Genomic DNA, 17,370 nt, shown 5'->3' with positions numbered 1-17,370 from the left:
GGTCGTTCTTATTAAATGACTGTATGGCAAGATTTGAACTCATTCTTGATAAAATCGACAACTTATCATTTCAACAAGAAACTTTAAATACTATTGATTTCTTAGCACAGCAGAAAGTTAGCTTATCGCCGAAAATGATTCATTATGTCGAACAATGTTTAGATAATACATCTTTACAAATTGCAGCGTTTAAAGTGCTAAAAAATCAAGCTGATCAAGGAGTATATCAGTTATCTACTAAATGCTTGGATATTTTAGATAAATTGGCTGAAAGGTTAGGGTTTAAACATTTAGAGTTTTTAAAAGATACCCAAAATGCTGCGGTTAATCACGAGTACTTAAGTATATTTACTGCTCTATTAGATATTAAATATATTAATAACGAAGTTCTAAGTAAGTTGCCTTCCTATAATTATTGGGTAAGGGAGTTATTGTCGTATGATCTAGTAATGAGAACTGGGACAACAGATTCTTATGATTTAGAAACTTTTGATGTAAATTTAATCGAGTTAGAAAAAAAACATAACTATGATTTAACCTCCCAAGATAGAGATAAACTGTTATTGTTTCTAATTAATTTGCAACAAGAGAATAGCTACAATCTTAAACAAATAAATCAAATATTGGAATTATTAATTGATTTACCAACAGATATTTTAAGCAAATTAGACAAAACCAAGGATGCAGAATATGAATTAAGGCTTATTTGGCTGAAATCTAAATTTTTTCCGAATCTAGGGAATGTAGAATTACAATTATTACATCAAGGACTTTTTGAGCAAAATAATTGGACCATTAGCATTGTAGATTTATTTCTACAATGTCTGCCAAAGGATGTTAGCATTACACAAATAAGTAATTTTTTAAACTTTATTCAAGAAAATGAGGTGTCTTTTGAGCAAGTAAATGAGTTAATGACTGAATCTCTTGAGAAAAGTGGAAAGAATTTACTTAATAAATGGCAGGAAGTTTTATCTAAATATATTTTAGGAATATATCTAGCTGAGCAATTTTCTAAAATACCAAGGCAAACTACAGAAGGGCAGGAGCTTATTAAGTTACTAGAAGTTGGTTGGTCTATTAAAGACATCAAAGAATTAGGTAATGGTATATTAATTAAGAGCAATAACAATCTTCAAAATTTACAAAAAATCCTAAAATGTACTCAGATAATTTATCACTATAAAATTGCTGAGGATTTTACTAGCCAAGATGGTTTAACTGTTTTAAATATCATTAAAGATTTCGATTTAGATACCATAGAAATTGCCTTACATAAGTTAGCTATCGAACAAAATTTTCAACAAAGCCTAGAAAAAGATATTGAGACCTTACTAAATGAAATAGCCTTAAAAAATAAAGATGATCAACTCATCCAAAGCTTAATTAACAATAATGTCCTAAAATGTGAAATCCAGGATATTGAGCAAATGTACAATTGTACTTCGGCGATTTTACTTAATAATAAACCAATTAAACTCTGGTCTAAGGAAGATATCCAGAATTGGAGTAATTTAATCAAAGGATCGCTAGCAAAACTTCCTGAGCATCAAGCTGAGATATTAGCTGTTATTAAAAAAGCTAATATTTTAGATAGTTCACATGAACCACGGGTAGTTCAACTATTATCTGTATTACTAATGCTACATACTGAAGATGCAGGCAGATTAGTGCAGATATCTACTGGTGAAGGTAAATCGATGGCTGTTGCCATGTTAGCAGTGATTAAAGCTTTACGTGGTGAAGTTGTTGATGTAGTAACTAGTTCATCAGTACTAGCTAAAAGAGATGCAGAAGAAAAAATTGCCTTTTATTCAATGTTCAATCTGACAGTAAAAGATAATAACGATAGTAGTTATGCAGACCCTAAGGAAAAGGACTGTTATACTAAAAATATTGTTTATGGGAGTGTAGAGAATTTCCAATTTGATTTATTACGAGACGCTCATTCTGGGCTAGATATCAGAAAAGGTAGAGCATTTGGTATCGTGATTATTGACGAAGTTGATAGCATGTTGATAGATGAAGGTAGCAAGATTGCCAAACTTTCTAGCCCTTTACCACAAATGGAATATCTTGAGCATTTACTAAGTCTTACTTGGCAACATTTAGAAAAAATTGAACAACATTTTCACTACTCTCATGGAACCAATCAACTGCTATGGATTAAATGTGATTTTACTACTGATCATGGTGAATTACGTCTTGCCAATACTGATGATAGTTATGAAGATAATGTTGTTAAAGTACACGATAGATTTGAATATACTCGTTTTTTGTTACATGAGTACTTAAAACAGTATATTAATCAGTTAGAGGGATGTTTTGTTGTTCCATCACATTTACGTGATTTTGCTTTATTTCAAATAGATAAATGGATTTCTTCAGCTCTTTGTGCAAAATACGTTTTTGAGGAAGGAAAACATTACTTAGTAGCAGAAGGAAGCAATAAATCTAATAAGATAGTACCAGTTGATTTTGCTAACACAGGAGTATTGCAGTTTAAAACCTCATGGTCAAATGGGCTGCATCAGTTTTTAGAAATAAAGCATGACTTAAAAGTATCTCCTGAGAATCTTACCACTAGCTTTATATCAAATATGGGCTTCTTTAATAAATATGGTAAAAATATTTTTGGTATGACTGGTACCCTTGGTAATAAGGATACTCATGAACTATTAGAAGATATCTATCCAATTAAAATATCTTTTATTCCGACTTATAAACATAAACAGTTTATTGAGTTACCTGGTATTGTAGCCACAAGTAACTATAGCTGGCTTTCTGAAATCACAGGTTCTATTATCTCAGAGGCTAAAAAGGGTAGAGCTATATTGGTAATATGTGAAACAATCAATGATGTGGAAAAAATAAAGCATGCTTTGGCTGTTAATAATTATCCTGTAAGTAAAGTTAATCGTTATGCTAGAAATGATAATGAAGAATATTTAGCGGTAAGTCGAAATGTGGACTCTGGTGAAATCATATTAGCGACAAATTTGGCTGGACGCGGTACAGATTTAAAAACCACCACCCAAGTTGAAAAAGCTGGAGGGCTGCATGTGTGTTTAACATTTTTACCAGATAATCAAAGAGTTGAAGATCAGGCATTTGGTAGGACTTCAAGACAAGGTAAAAGTGGTATAGCACTTAACATATAGGTTCATACATTATTTTAAACGTTCTACAACTTGCCTCAAATACAGAAATACCTTTATCTAATAATTTTCTAATGTTATTTTTTATCGGAAACCAATGATGTTCAATAGGATTTAAATCAGGGGAATAAGGTGGTAAAAATTTTAGTTTGCAGCCAGCTTTTTCAATTAATTCTTTAGCCCTTTTGGATTTATGAAAGCTTGCATTATCAGCAATGACAACCTGTCCAGGCTTTAGCTCCGGCACAAGGCAATTTTCTATATAAGCTTCAAATACCTTACTATCACAGCTCCCAGTAAAGACTAGTGATGCGATTAAACTATTCTGATTTAACGCACCAATAAAACTTGTTCTTTCACTACGTTTTCCCGATTTACTCCCATTACAACGACTTCCTTTCATTGACCATCCATATTCATATGATTCATTATCATTTATGCCCGCTTCATCAAGATAAACACGTTTCTCTTTCGGCACTTTTTCTAATTCACTGAGAAAATCTTGTCGCTTTCCTTCATCTCTTTCTTTATACGCATATGTCTTTTTTTTCGAGTAATGTTGAGTTTCTTTAAAGCTCGGCTGATAGTCATTATACTTGCAACATTATCTAATTCTTTTGCTATTTCTGTAAGCGTTAACGAGTTACCTTTTTCTACTAAATGACGCAACTCCGATAAATCAGGGATTTTATGACCATATCCTTTCTGGTATCCCTCCTTTGACTTTATATCTCCAGTTTGTTTCTTTAATCTAATCCAATCATAGATTATTGACCGACTAATTTTAAAGGTTTCGCATGTAAGTGCTACTTTCTTATATTTCTCATAATGTTCTATAACTCTAGAACGTAAATCGTAACTGTAGGGGGATGCCATATTGCTATTATAAAATTTTTTTATTATTTATCATTATAACTTATTTGAATCCATATGTTAAGTGCTATACTGGTCAGCTAATAGTTAATGAAGCAACTGTTCTTAATAAACTAAACTACAATTACACTTCTGTAAAAGATATTGCAGCAATAAAGGATTTACGTGATTCAATAGAGCAAAGTCGGCTTAAACAAATTAAATATTCAGGGTTGTATAAGACTCTAATTGGTGATGAATTATTTTTCTCTTTTAATGAGCTTTACCAAAGCCTAAATAAAGATGAAGAGCTACCTTTTAAATTGAAACAACTAGAAGAACAGTGGGGATTTTGGCTACATAAAATTAATTTAGATGAAACTGTAGAAATTAAGCTCTCAAGAGTATCTTTTCACAGCTACCTTAAAGAGATGAAGTTACAACCTCATAGTGTAATTAGAGGAGAAGATAGTTTTTATTACAGTATTATTCATCAATTAAAGCATTTACATATTGAAACAAACAAAGCAAGTAACATTGACAAATTAAAACACTTAATAATAAATCATATTATAGATAACCCTAGCCTTTATAATAATGCTGCCGTTAATATAGAAAAGTTTGCTAATGATTATTTTAAACCTTCTAAATGGAATGATGATCTGTTTATTAAAGCTGTATCTCGTATCCTTGAAGTTAATATAATATTAATCAAAAGTGACAATAGCTATAAGTATTACAAAAGAGTTGGAGCTACTGAAACCCTATATATAGCCCATGAAATAGACGGGGATTATTCGTCACTAGTGAAAAATGATTTAACTATTGACTATGATACGATGTTTCAAACTAATGTTGAAATTGATACAATACAAGTTAATAAACCAAGTACATCTCGTAATATAAGTGCCGCCCATACTCAGGCAGAAGGGGATATTGTCCCTACAGCTGTAAATAATAATGACGAATTAGAAAATAATTTGAGTATACAGCTACAGAGTGGGGTAATATTAGACTATTTTAACGCATTAGAGGCTAAGCTAGCAAAAAATAATGGTGAACAAAAACAACAGCAAGCCCGTGCTGCTTATGAACAATTCAAACAGGAAGTTCTAACTGGATACAATACTAATAAAATTGCTAAAAACCCTAGCTATGAAACGTTGCAAGCTAATCTATTATTAAAGTTAGACTCTTATGATCAAGCAATAATGCCTTATGATAAGGCGATAGAATTAGATGCAATCTATAGTTTTGTTGCCCACTATAATAAAGCTCATGCAGTTACTGAGCATAGTGGTGGAGTTGATGATCCTAAAAGTGATTTACTAGCTGCAAAAGATCAATTGGAAGGACATCTAATACCACAGTTAGAATCAACTCAAATGGTGTTAATCTCGAACTCAGATGTTGCTATTAACTCAGAGCTTACTAAACAAATTACCAATAAAATTAATTTATTAAAATTACAATTAGACCATATAAATAAAGCATTAACTGTAATAGCAACCGTTGAGCATAAAAATAAAGTAACAAAAGATGCAGTTGCCGCTGGAACGATAGAAAAAGAACAAGCCAGTACCTTCAAAATTGCCATTGATGAGACCAAGAAGCTAAAAGAATTTTATGAGCAAACAGAAATTCCAGAAGATGAAATTGCAGAGCTAGAACATTTAGGATTAGACCATTTATTTACTGTAAAAGAAGTTGAGATAGTGCCTGAGAAAGATGACGACGGTCTCCTTGGTGCAGTAGTTGGATGTGTTTTAGGCATTGGGCAAATAGTATTTGGGGCTGTTGTAGCAGCTTGTGGCGGTGTATCACTTGGGATAGCAATGATTGTAGAGGGGGTGAAAGATCTATATACAGTGGTTACTGGTGGTTTTAATCAAGGATTCTCCTTGGAAAACTATTTCTCGTCCAAAGCAATAAGCTATACAGTGAGCATTATTGCCATGGGATGGGATAACTTCAAGCTAGGTTTACAAGCTGTCAAAGAAAGCATTACAGTTGCAGCTACTGGCATTAAAAATGTAGCATTGCAAGCACTGGGTAAAGAAACTATTAAACAAGGGGTACTATCAGAAGCAACCAAGAGTGTTACATCAGAAGGTTTAGTAAAATCTGCCTTTGAAATAGCTAAAAAAGCAATCCCAGAAGCTATATTATCGGTTGGAGCCCAGCATGCGATCAATTTTGTTTCTGACCAAGTTGCCGATAATATCGTTAAGGAGTTTCGTGACGATATAAGCAACAGTGTTAGAGGGAAAATCAACAATGTCATTAACGACCCACTAACGGCAAATGTTATTGATCGGTCTGTATTAATAGATACTATGCTTGACACTAACAAGTTTACCGCTCATATAATGAATGAGATGGCTCTAATACTACGTCCAGAAGAAAGTGCTTTTATAAACGCTGCAAGCACTATCATTAAGGCAATTGCTAAACAATATCATTCAGGTATTGCGACATGCATTTCTTTGGCAGAAAAAGCAGCAACCGTTAATAAAATCTTAGATGTCACCGAAAGATTTTGTCATAAGCTAATCAGCAAATTATCTGGGATTTCCAGCGAATTACCAAGTAATCAAGAAGTATTTAATATTTATATGCAGTATTACATATCTTCTGATGATAGCATAGCAATTTACAATACTCTAATTAATGAAAAAATACTGAGTAATGAAGGTAAAGTAGTAGGTGAAGAGCTATCTAAAATCAATGATATCAATTTTGGTCAAAATAATAAATTAAAATCAATGATTTTGAGTTTTTGTGTCAAATTAAAGGGTTTACAGGCAGCAGACAATAAAGAAGTACGCACAAAAGTTGCATCTAATGTCGAACACATGATTACTAACAGGATTATGCATTTAATAAAAGCTGAGATACTAAGCCCAGCAATTAATTCAGGAATCAGTGAATTATCAAATGCCATGACCAATAAGTTACATCAAGCTTCCCAAGCTGCTAAGGCTGGAGTCAAACATGAAATGAGTAAGTACTATAATAGGGTGGTACTGACAACAGATGCCACAGACAAAGAAAATCAAATATCTAAAGCTTATGCTTCCCAATCTTCTTCACACGAATCATTTGACCGAACCAAAAAGACCGGTTCAGCAGCAAGTAAACCAACATCATTACTTTTTGTTGACCAAGGGCATGATCATTCAGTTTTGTTTCCTCATACGGAAGGCTCCTTATATCTTGAGTCTGTATCTAATCAAATGTCTAGACCGATACATTTATTTAAAAATGGACAATTAGACCGAATAATTGGTTCACAATATAAAGGAGTGCCAGGATTTAACTTAGATTATGTCATGGGGCAAGGATGGAAAAAACATGATACATTTAATAGCAATCAGCCACCTCGATCATTATATGATCTCGTTCATGATGAAGCTGGTGCAACTAATGCCTCAATATTACTGAAAAAATCAGAAGATCCTAGACTAAAGTTTCACACACCATATAATCAGTATCTTAACAATAAAAAAACTGTCAATAATACTAAATTAGGGGAAAAACCACCTACACAACCGAAGAATCCACCAGCAACTCCTAATATACCACAAAGTAGTTGGGATTACACTTTAGCTATGCTTGGCATTCCACCTACAGGCGAGGCATCAGTTACTCCTAAAACTCTGCCATCTGGTGGGGATATACCAAAGAGTATACTGTTTAAATCTAGCAACAAGCCAACTGTGGAATCAACAGAGTTCAAATGGACTGAAGAGGGAATGGCAAGCCTGCTTGCTGCTAGTCATGCAAACAAGGTAATACCACCAATACCACCACTAGACATAATGGTTAGAGAGCAGTCACTGCCGACTACTTCAAGAACAATAGCTACTTCTGACATATCGGTAGAGGGAAGTATAGGAGAAATAGATCCTATTAAAAACTTAAGTGATAATGAACTAAGAGCAGAATTTGGGTCGGTAACAAGTGGTATAAAATATATTTTCTCTGGACCAGACGCACATGGTGCAAAAATAATAGCAGAACATAAAAAACGATTCCCCGATGCAGAAGGACAAAGAAATATAGAAGTATTAGGACAAGGATTAGCCCTTACTAACCCAGTAATTAAGCTAGCAGTGGAAAAAGTTATTGGTGATGAATTACCAGGTGGAACCGCCGATCCTACAGATTTTATACCGAAAAGAGTTGGCTTACCTACTGTTAGTGGTGCCAAGGTAGTAAAAGACACAACCCCAAAGCCCAAAATTATAGAAGGAAAAGCAATTAATCCAGAAGTACCAGGAACATCTGGACTAGCAAAAGAACCACACCTCCCAACCCTCAGTAGTGATATTACGGCTAAAGCTAAGATTGTAGAGAATCCTTATTTAACTAAAAATTACTTGAAAGAGCTTAAAGATATTACTAAACTTCCAGTAGATGAAAAACAATTGCCCCTACTTAAAGAAGCCTTGAAAACTCAAGAGTTTAGTAAGTTAAGTATAGTGGAAAAGGATGCTCATAGAATAAAATTTAACAATGTAAAGAATACTTTAATTAAAGAATGGGAGCAAAATACTGGTAGAAAATGGCCTGTGTATGAAGAACATCCGAATCCTGACAGAATTGGATATCAATATGATGCACATCACCTTATACAGATAGATCATGGTGGACCAAATACATGGTGGAATATTCATCCGGCTCATGGAGTAACAGAGCATCCTAAAATACATGGCACAGGATCAACAGCAACCCAAATTTTTAAACCTAAAAAGCAATAATTAATTATGAAAAGATATAACTACCTAGAAAAATTTATAAACAATAGCAATACTCCTGCTCCTCGTAACAGTTTTACTAAAACCAATTTTCAAGATGTTAAAAATGCTGAAGATAAATTGGGTTTTGAATTTCCAGAATCTCTGAAAATTTTTTGGTTAGAAATAGGGTCGGGGGTTTTAAGTAAGTCCATTAATGGAAATTCAGCTCTCTGTTACGCCAATTATATATTACGCCCTAACGAAATAGCCGATATTATGATTCTTAAAGAGGAAAGTGATTATATATTACCGGAGGCGGTAGAGTATATTGAAGAAGGTTACATTAAGAGTAATGATATTATCTTTTTTGAAATAGGGGATATGTCAAGTTTTTTAGTGATGAAACCTGGTACTGATAAACCGGATGCTGTATATGATATGCTCGGTAGATTAGTGGAGGAACATTTTGAGAAATTTATTTGGCGATTATACCATGAATCACCAGATTACTATTTGCATGTTAATAAAGTTACCTAAAATATTATATTTTTTTCATTCTGCTACTTAGTGCTAGCTATTTTATGGTGTATATTATAGCAAGTTTAAAAAATTAGTTGCTATGTTAAATCTATAATGACCCCATAAAATAGGACCAAAAAAAATAGATTAATCCGAGTAAATTTGTTAAAAAGCAAGTAAATTGAAAGGAGAAAAAAGTGAGCGTTAAGAAACAATATGCTGCAGAATTTAAGGCTAAGTTGGCAATAGAATTAATCAGTGATAAAAAACTATTGTTGAGGTTAGTAGTGAATATAAGGTACCTCAAAGTAATTTACATGAGTGGAAAGCGAAATTACTTGCCTCTGCTAAAGACGCCTTTCTGCCTGAATCAGAAAGAAATAAGCAGTTGAAAATATTAGAGCAAGAAATCAATGGCTTACACAAGATTATAGGGGAAATTACAGTTGAAAATAATTTTCTTAAAAAAAATTAAAACTATAAATTATGATAGTCGCGTCAGTATGTTAGATGTTCATGATAATATATCAATTAGGCACGCCGCAAGGTTATTAGAGGTTCATAGATCGAAATTTTACTATCAACCTGTACTTAATGATGATAGTGAACTCGCGAATATAATAACTGAGATTTATAGCAAATCTGATTGTCGTTATGGTTTTAGAAAAGTATATGCGGAGCTTATAGATACTGGATTTAATACTAATAAAAAGAAAGTACAAAGACTGATGAAAGAACTTAGCTTTCAAGGGTTATATCCACAAAAGAAATGTATAACAACGATAGGAAATAAAGAACATAAGAGCTACCCATATTTACTGGAGGGAGCAGATATTGTAAGAATTAATCAAGTTTGGACTACTGATATCACGTACATAAAATTACCAGATAGATTTATGTATTTCATTGCCATAATTGATTTATACAGCCGTTATGTTGTAGCATATGGATTAAGTCATAGTTTAGAAGGAGAATTTTATGTATTTATATTAGAAAAAGCGTTGCAAACAGGTAAACCAGAGATATTTAATAGTGACCAGGGGTCTCAATTTACCAGCGGTGATTTTGTAAAATTATTGATTGAGCATAATATTCAAATCAGTATGGATCATAAAGGTAGGTGCTTTGATAATATACATATTGAAAGGTTATGGAGGACAATAAAACAGGAGGCGATATACTATTATAAACCTGAAAATATTGCTGATTTAGAAAAAATATTGAATGAATTTATTAGATGGTATAATAATGAGAGGCGACATCAATCTCTTAACTATAAGAGACCTGCTGATATTTATCAGCCAATAAAAATAGATTAACTCTGTTGAAATTTTATATTATCTGTATTTTATTTATAATAAAAAATAGTTAATTTTTATATAGTTAAAAACGGATTAACTTATTTTTTTTGGTTTGACATTTGGGTACACTATATAGACTTAACATATATGTTCATATTAGAAAAAGATATTTTGTATTTGAGGCAAGTTGTAGAACATTAAAAATAATAGACCTCCTTCGAAACTCGCTTGTGTGCAAGGGTATGAAGGAGACACTTCGTCTCGAACCGCAGCGTATTCTAATGTACGTGAGGATTCGAGTGCCACAGCTGTCGAAAGTTAGAAGAGGAAGCGGTTTTAGATAATGAGCTTTAAAAGTCGTATGTGGTCAACGTCATTGCGAGAAGACCGTAGGTCGACGAAGCAATCCATAAAAGTAACCAAAAATGGATTGCTTCGTCGGCTCATGCCTCCTCGCAATGACGTTGGTTATTTTTTCGCAACTTTCAAACTACCATGATGACCTCTAAAGCCGCTCTACCTTCCAACTTTCGACAGTTGTGATTCGAGTACCGGTATCACGTACAAATCACCAGCAGAAATAGAGTTTCGAAAGAGGTCTAATGTATTAACATATATGTTAAGTGCTATAGCAAAAAATTTAATAGAGTTATGCAGTTTTGCTGCAAGTATACCATTCTTAAGCCTATCCTTATGGCGAAGACGACACCAAGCCAGAGCAAAAGATTGTCACTTTAAAGATAAAGAAAGAACCCGTGCACTGTATGCACAAAGTTTACGACTGTAGTGCTAGTTAGTCTCCCCGTCAAAAGTCTAGAAGGATAATATATAATATGGTTAGCGGGTAAAAATATCTAGATAATCCATAAGAAAATGCTATAATATTGGCAGAAACCTTATGGATTGTATGAATTATGCCGATAGAAGATATAATAAAATCCCAAAAACAAGGACAGCTTTTTGGTTATAAATTGACCGAAGAATTAAACCCTAATAACAAGTTATATAAATTAAGATCGTTAATAAATTGGACTGTTTTAGAGGAATGGTTATTGACAAATGTTAATATCAAGAAATTTGGTAGGAATCGCAGATGTCACAGGTTATTACTTGGAGTAACTATGCTGCAAGCGATGTATAACCTGTCAGATGCTGCAGCTGAAGAAGAGCTGAGAGAGAACGTATATTGGCAATATTTTTGTGGTTGGGAATATTTGCAGAAAGATGCTGAGATATCAGAAGCTAGTATACGAAGGTTTCGTGCTATATTAGGGGAAGAAGGATATAATGAGATATTAAAAGAATTAACAAGAATTGGTTGCAAAGTCGGAGTGCTTAAAAAAAAAGACTTAGCATCGATAATCGTTGATACTACAGTACAAATTAAGAATATTAAGTATCCTCATGATGTGTATTTGATGGATAAGGCAAGAATAGAGCTAGTAAAGTTATGTCATACTTTAGGCATTAAGTTACATGAGACATATGCCAAGCAATATAAAAAAGACATAGTAAAATTATGGAAATATAAGGATAATAGTAAAGCCAAAAAACGTAAGAAGGTAATGCAACATTTAAAGATATTGCTGGGTCGTTTAATAAGAATATGTCAGCGAGAAATAGCAAAAACAAAGTTAAGTTTGTCATTAAAGCAGCAAGAAATACTAAATAAGATTAAAAAGATTCAGGCACAATCTATACTGAGTAAAGCAGAGAAAGAGCGATATAAGGAGGATAATAAAGTATTATATAGTTTTCACGCACCGGAGGTAGAGTGCATAGGTAAAGGGAAATTAAACAAACCCTATGAGTTTGGTAACAAGGTTTCGATAGCAGTAAGTGGTCGAGGTAATTTTGTATTAGCGGCCAAATCATTTCATGGCAATCCATATGATGGTCATACATTATCGCAGACTGTAGAGGTTGTAAAGAAATTAACAGGAGTGGGAATAGCCAGGACATTTGTTGATTTAGGCTATAAGGGGAATAATTTTAAAGAAAAAGACAAGGTGTATAGCCCATATTGCAAGAAGAAGCTATCCTCAGATGATAAGGCAATGATCAAGAGAAGAAGTGCTATAGAGCCGATAATAGGACACCTTAAGCATTATGGTAGAGTTGGCAGAAATTACTTAAAAGGAGTAATAGGAGATATAATAAATCCGTTAATTTCCGCTGTAGGATTGAACTTACGGTGTATTGCTAATCACCTGCTCAAAACAAATTTTTCTACATAAAAATTAGCAAATAAAGAAAATTAATCAAACGATTACAAAATCGTTAACAAAACGTCATGCAAAAATTTTCTAAAAATCATCTTTTTATATCAAAAAATTACATCAGAACAATTAAACTCTAAAATTTTATACAAAAATTTTTTGCTAAGGTGCTAATTTTTGAATTTTTTGCACTTTTGACGGGGAGACTAGTTATGCCCATAGGATTAGGTGATAAAGAACATAACGATTGTAAGATGTCATTCCCGCGAAGGCGGGAATCTATAGTTATGCTCATAGGATTAGGTGATAAAGAACATAACGATTGTAAGTTGTCATTCCCGCGTAGGCGGGAATCTAGATACCTGCTTTCGCAAGGTTAACACAAAACAGGCTCAACTATTGCACCCCTGACCATATAAGTTAGTATATAAATAATCTTTAACAGTGTCTAAGCTAGATTCTTTTATCTATAATTTTATTAATTCTGCTTTTTTGGTTAAAGATTCTATGCCATTTAAGTCAGTGGCAGTTACCCATAATTGTAATCCTAATTCTAGGAAAAGATCAATTAAATACTGCCTCCTTTTGTTATCAAGATGGACAAATACCTCATCTAACAGCAAAATAGGCATAGCAATATTTTCTTTAATAGAATAATTAACTTGGGCAAGTATTATTGCAATGAGCATAGCCTTCTGTTCACCGGTAGAACAGTGTTTAGTTAGGGCATTTTTTTCTTTATGAATAACTACAAAATCACTTTTATGAACTCCAAAATTAGTACGATTAGACATTCTATCACGAATACGACAGCCCACTAATTCATTTTTTATAAAATCAATATCTATATCATAATTTTTTGATATTTTTTCTTCTATAACCCCATTAATTGATAAAATAGCTTTAGGGAACTCATTATCCAAATCATTAATGGTTTTTTGAATATGTTCTAAAATTTTTAACCTATTAATAGCGATTTTAACTGATAATTCTGCCATTTTTTCCTCAATTACTCCAAGCCAATTTGTATCAACTTGATCTTGTAATAGGATTTTACTACGTTCATGCATATAATATTCATATTTAGTGACTATTCCTGCATGAGATGGATTAAAATTATAAACAATCCTGTCAAAGAATTTACGTCTATCACTAATACCGGAAGAGAAAATACCCTCCATTTGGGGGGTAAGCCAAATCATAGAAGAGAACTTGCTCAGTTCATTATTTTGTATTTTAACACCATTAAATTCTGTAAATCGCCTATTAGATTGACGTTTTAAATTTGTTAAAATTTCAGCTGCTCCAAGTTTACTGTGTAGTAGACCATAAGCCGAACAATGTTCTACTCCTCTTTGACAAATATCATCTAATTTTGCTGATCTCAAACCTTTACCAGGCGAAAATAGTGATATTGATTCTAGAATGTTAGTTTTGCCACTACCATTTTCTCCTATTAATATAACAGGGTTATTACCAGTGTTAATCTCTAAATCCTGAAAATTACGGTAATTTAGTAGTTTTAATTTTTGTAAGTAAATATTATTAATCAATAAATTGTCTTCCCACCACTTTTAAATTTCTGATGAGCCTTGTTTAATGTTTTAATAAATTCTGGAGAATATGATTTAAGATCACTTTTTGCTCCACCTTCATATTGTTTGGCTAAATCCATACCGCCTTTAATCATATTATAAGCAAAATTTTCTTTCTTCGTTTCTCCAGCTATTCTTTTAGGATTCATAAATTTATAAACTTGGTATAAAGCAAAATTTTTAACTAAACGTCTTGCTTCCAATCTAGATTGCTTGCTTATACCTTGTAAATTGTCTTTTGATTTTATCAAACCTTGGTTAGCTTCTTTTATCAATAGCGAATGTTGTTGCATCAAGTAACTACTTACTTCAGCAATATTCTTACTGATAAGTTTCTCATCAATTTTAAGATTTAATTTCTTATTATTGAGTTTACCTAAATATTTTTGTATTAATATGATAATCTGTGTCTGTAATTTTGTCAGATCCATTGTTTGCTCGTTAAGACAAGCTAATATTTGTTCTATTTCTTGCTCGAAAGCATCGTTTGCACTTAACTCATTGAAAATTTCCATCGCCTCATCGGAGCCAAGTTCGTCATCATTAGTTATACCTACTAACGCATCCTTAATTTGGTCTGCCAACTTTCTAGAGTCTTTTGGGTTTTTGTTATCTGTTTCCATTTATTAGGCTCCTATTTACCAAGTCTATTCTTGAGTAGACTTACCTCAGGGTAGTTCAAAAGTCGTATGTGGTCAACGTCACTGCGAGAAAAACCGTAGGTCGACGAAGCAATTCTGTTTTGTGTCATCCCTGCGAGGTTTAACTTGTCATCCCTGCGTAGGCAGGGATCTAAATTCCCGCCGTTGCTAAGAATGACAATTTATAGCTAACCAGAATAAGTTCTAGATATTCCAGGTGTCATTGCGAGACCACGTAGTGGTCGTGGCAATCCATGTTTTTGGATTGCTTCGTCGTGCTTACACACTCCTCGCAATGACGACAGTTATTTTCCTGCAACTTTTAAACTGCCATGATGACCCGCTCTACCTTTTAACTTTCGACAGTTGTGGTGTCATCCCTGCAAGGTTTAACTTGTCATCCCTGCTTCAGTGCGGGATCTAGATTCCAGCCTACGCTGGAATGACAACTTACAATTGCTTCGTCGACCTTACACACTCCTCGCAATGACGTTGAAGAATTTTGTGTGCATCACTAGTCTATTCTTGAGTAGTAAAGTGTCCTCTATAAGTTCTATACAACATGACTCCTTGACGATCTTCAATTATAGTTTTGCATAATAAGGCTGAGTCAATAGCTTTTTGTCTTTTGGTGAATTTATATTCTTTTTCTGTACATAACTCACTTATACTAATGTTCTGCCAAACAAGTCCATCAAAAATTTTGGCTTTAATATAACCACTTGACTTTAAATTCTCATAATCTCCTTTATTAACACTTAATGCGTCATCATTCAACAAGAGCTTAATATCCCCAACATTTAGCTTCGTTATCGAATCAATATATTTAATATAGACTTTACCGGTTAGTTCTATCGTGCTAGGTATCATATACTGCAATTTATATTAATCTGGTTAGCTTCTTAAAAATGATGCAATATTGGGTCTTGTTCATCATATTCTTTTAACATATAACCACGCCCCCATACTGTATCAATGTAGTTTGTACCACCAGCAGCATCAGCTAATTTCTTACGTAATTTGCATACAAATACATCTATAATCTTAATTTCTGGTTCGTCAACACTGCTATAAAGATGGTCTAAGAACATCTCCTTATTCAATACCGTTCCCCTACGTAAGACTAATAATTCTAAAATAGCATATTCCTTATTCGTTAAATGAACCTTTTTGCCATCAACTTCTACAATTCTGGTGTCAAGATGAATACTTACCTTGTCAAACCTAACTACTGACTCAGAATGTCCTTTAGAGCGACGGACAATTGCATAAATACGAGCAATTAGTTCTTCGCGATTAAATGGTTTGGTAATATAATCATCTGCTCCGCACGTAAGACCTTTAATCTTTTGATCAACTGTAGTAATACCCGACAAAATCAAGATGGGTGTTTTTACTTTGGCAGAACGTAATCTCAGCAATACTTCGAATCCACTAATATCTGGTAACATAAGGTCTAAGATAATTAAATCATAATTATAAACTTTAGCTATTTCTATTCCTTCTGTACCAAATTCCACCACTTCACAAATAATTCCTTCTGAAGCTAACGTTAACTCAATAGAACTAGCTATATCACTATTATCTTCTACTAACAATACCCTCATTACATCTTTCTCCTTAACAAATTTTTCTTTAATAATTTATTCTTTTTGTTACAACGCTATGTTCTCATTTTATCTCTATAAGAGCAAGTAATTTTATTAAAAATAAGTTCCAAATATATTAAGATGTTGTGAACATTCTTTTTTAAACAGGCAATTTCGTCCTCAAATTTTTAACAATCATCCAGCACACTAAAATTATGGCAGGCGAAAACTCCTATAAATTTCCATATTTTACATAGCTGAATTTGATATAACAAGTTATATTTAAATTTTGTTAACAAAACCTATAGCTGACCCGATTAGTATTTAGCCATAGTCAATTTGTGTCTATTAGCAAGAAGGTTATTCCCGCGTAATTATGTCATTCCTAGCTGCGGCGGGAATCTAGATACCTGCTTTCGCAGGTATGACAGGATTCATACTTTTAATTTATAATTGCTTTGTCGTGCTTCGCTACTACTCGCTAATAGACAGCTTAATGTTAATAGGGTTAGCTATTAGATCTCTTTCAAAACTCTACTTCTGCTGGTAATTTGGACAATGATGCGGTACTCGAATCCTCACATACCCTAGAGTATGCTGCGGTTCGAGGTGAAGCGTCTCCTGCAAATCCTTGTGCATAAGCTAGTTTCGAAAGAGGTCTATCAACTATTTATGGTGCCGATAGAGGGAATTGAACCCCCGACCTACGCGTTACGAATGCGTCGCTCTGCCAACTGAGCTATACCGGCGAAAC

Annotated in this window: 12 protein-coding genes, 1 tRNA gene and 1 pseudogene; 7 read left to right on the top strand and 7 right to left on the bottom strand. The window is 33.3% G+C overall.

The annotated features are described in order from the left end of the window. The first annotated feature begins 23 nt into the window (after positions 1–23). A complete protein-coding gene (locus ACQH2P_RS08815; protein WP_425363839.1) occupies positions 24–3,161 on the top strand; it encodes a preprotein translocase subunit SecA in 3,138 nt (1,045 codons plus the stop codon). On the opposite strand, the gene ACQH2P_RS08810 is transcribed toward ACQH2P_RS08815, so the two are convergent. Further along, a protein-coding gene (locus ACQH2P_RS08810) for an IS630 family transposase (RefSeq protein WP_425363003.1) occupies positions 3,151–4,034 on the bottom strand; the annotation gives its coding sequence in 2 pieces (ribosomal slippage) (positions 3,151–3,711 and positions 3,714–4,034; 882 coding nt in all). The two genes, ACQH2P_RS08815 and ACQH2P_RS08810, sit on opposite strands and share 11 nt — an antisense overlap. Here ACQH2P_RS08810 and ACQH2P_RS08805 point away from each other — a divergent pair. The 6 genes from ACQH2P_RS08805 (at position 4,028) to ACQH2P_RS08780 (ending at position 13,171) form a co-directional block, all read left to right on the top strand. Continuing rightward, on the top strand, positions 4,028–8,773 hold the full coding sequence (locus ACQH2P_RS08805; protein WP_425363838.1) for a hypothetical protein: 4,746 nt from the start codon (positions 4,028–4,030) through the stop codon (positions 8,771–8,773). The genes ACQH2P_RS08810 and ACQH2P_RS08805 overlap by 7 nt on opposite strands. Before the next feature lie 6 nt (positions 8,774–8,779). Further along, entirely contained in the window at positions 8,780–9,289 is a 510-nt protein-coding gene (locus tag ACQH2P_RS08800) for an SMI1/KNR4 family protein (RefSeq protein WP_425363837.1), read from the top strand. A 428-nt stretch (positions 9,290–9,717) separates the two neighbouring features. Further along, positions 9,718–10,590, top strand: coding sequence for an IS3 family transposase (locus ACQH2P_RS08795; RefSeq protein WP_425363836.1), 873 nt, complete (start codon positions 9,718–9,720; stop codon positions 10,588–10,590). Positions 10,591–10,915: 325 nt separating this feature from the next. Continuing rightward, on the top strand, positions 10,916–11,071 hold the full coding sequence (locus ACQH2P_RS08790) for a hypothetical protein (RefSeq protein ID WP_425362973.1): 156 nt from the start codon (positions 10,916–10,918) through the stop codon (positions 11,069–11,071). 415 nt (positions 11,072–11,486) lie between these two features. After that, a complete protein-coding gene (locus ACQH2P_RS08785) occupies positions 11,487–12,809 on the top strand; it encodes an IS5 family transposase (RefSeq protein WP_425362593.1) in 1,323 nt (440 codons plus the stop codon). Positions 12,810–13,003: 194 nt separating this feature from the next. Continuing rightward, on the top strand, positions 13,004–13,171 hold the full coding sequence (locus ACQH2P_RS08780) for a hypothetical protein (RefSeq protein WP_425363835.1): 168 nt from the start codon (positions 13,004–13,006) through the stop codon (positions 13,169–13,171). 87 nt (positions 13,172–13,258) lie between these two features. Here ACQH2P_RS08780 and recF read toward each other — a convergent pair whose 3' ends face one another. The 6 genes and pseudogenes from recF to ACQH2P_RS08750 all read right to left on the bottom strand — a co-directional run bounded on the left by recF (position 13,259) and on the right by ACQH2P_RS08750 (position 17,365). Beyond that, entirely contained in the window at positions 13,259–14,341 is a 1,083-nt protein-coding gene (recF, locus tag ACQH2P_RS08775) for a DNA replication/repair protein RecF (RefSeq protein ID WP_425364147.1), read from the bottom strand. After that, a complete protein-coding gene (locus ACQH2P_RS08770; RefSeq protein ID WP_425363834.1) occupies positions 14,341–15,009 on the bottom strand; it encodes a DUF5394 family protein in 669 nt (222 codons plus the stop codon). Before ACQH2P_RS08770 ends, recF begins: the two co-directional genes overlap by 1 nt. A gap of 537 nt (positions 15,010–15,546) precedes the next feature. Then, positions 15,547–15,897 (bottom strand): hypothetical protein, encoded by a 351-nt coding sequence (locus ACQH2P_RS08765; protein ID WP_425363833.1) that lies wholly within the window; start codon positions 15,895–15,897, stop codon positions 15,547–15,549. A gap of 32 nt (positions 15,898–15,929) precedes the next feature. Next, positions 15,930–16,634, bottom strand: a complete 705-nt coding sequence (ctrA, locus tag ACQH2P_RS08760) for a response regulator transcription factor CtrA (protein WP_425363832.1) — start codon at positions 16,632–16,634, stop codon at positions 15,930–15,932. Positions 16,635–17,145: 511 nt separating this feature from the next. Further along, positions 17,146–17,277 (bottom strand): annotated as a pseudogene (locus ACQH2P_RS08755) (palindromic element RPE1 domain-containing protein); the annotation flags it as partial. Positions 17,278–17,289: 12 nt separating this feature from the next. After that, positions 17,290–17,365: transfer RNA gene (locus tag ACQH2P_RS08750), tRNA-Thr, on the bottom strand. Positions 17,366–17,370 lie beyond the last annotated feature (5 nt).

The sequence above is a fragment of the Candidatus Tisiphia endosymbiont of Hybos culiciformis genome, from assembly GCF_964030975.1.
Classification (GTDB): domain Bacteria; phylum Pseudomonadota; class Alphaproteobacteria; order Rickettsiales; family Rickettsiaceae; genus Tisiphia.
The sequence above is the reverse complement of the archived record's forward strand: the minus strand, read 5'-3'. Positions and strand labels throughout refer to the sequence as shown.

Bases quoted from the DNA above. Each gene is read 5' to 3' on its own strand.
- ACQH2P_RS08785 (WP_425362593.1), top strand. From the start codon at position 11,487: ATGCCGATAGAAGATATAATAAAATCCCAAAAACAAGGACAGCTTTTT.
- ACQH2P_RS08780 (WP_425363835.1), top strand. From the start codon at position 13,004: ATGCCCATAGGATTAGGTGATAAAGAACATAACGATTGTAAGATGTCA.
- ACQH2P_RS08770 (WP_425363834.1), bottom strand. From the start codon at position 15,009: ATGGAAACAGATAACAAAAACCCAAAAGACTCTAGAAAGTTGGCAGAC.
- ACQH2P_RS08815 (WP_425363839.1), top strand. From the start codon at position 24: ATGGCAAGATTTGAACTCATTCTTGATAAAATCGACAACTTATCATTT.
- ACQH2P_RS08805 (WP_425363838.1), top strand. From the start codon at position 4,028: ATGCCATATTGCTATTATAAAATTTTTTTATTATTTATCATTATAACT.
- ACQH2P_RS08800 (WP_425363837.1), top strand. From the start codon at position 8,780: ATGAAAAGATATAACTACCTAGAAAAATTTATAAACAATAGCAATACT.
- ACQH2P_RS08790 (WP_425362973.1), top strand. From the start codon at position 10,916: ATGAGCTTTAAAAGTCGTATGTGGTCAACGTCATTGCGAGAAGACCGT.
- ACQH2P_RS08765 (WP_425363833.1), bottom strand. From the start codon at position 15,897: ATGATACCTAGCACGATAGAACTAACCGGTAAAGTCTATATTAAATAT.
- ctrA (WP_425363832.1), bottom strand. From the start codon at position 16,634: ATGAGGGTATTGTTAGTAGAAGATAATAGTGATATAGCTAGTTCTATT.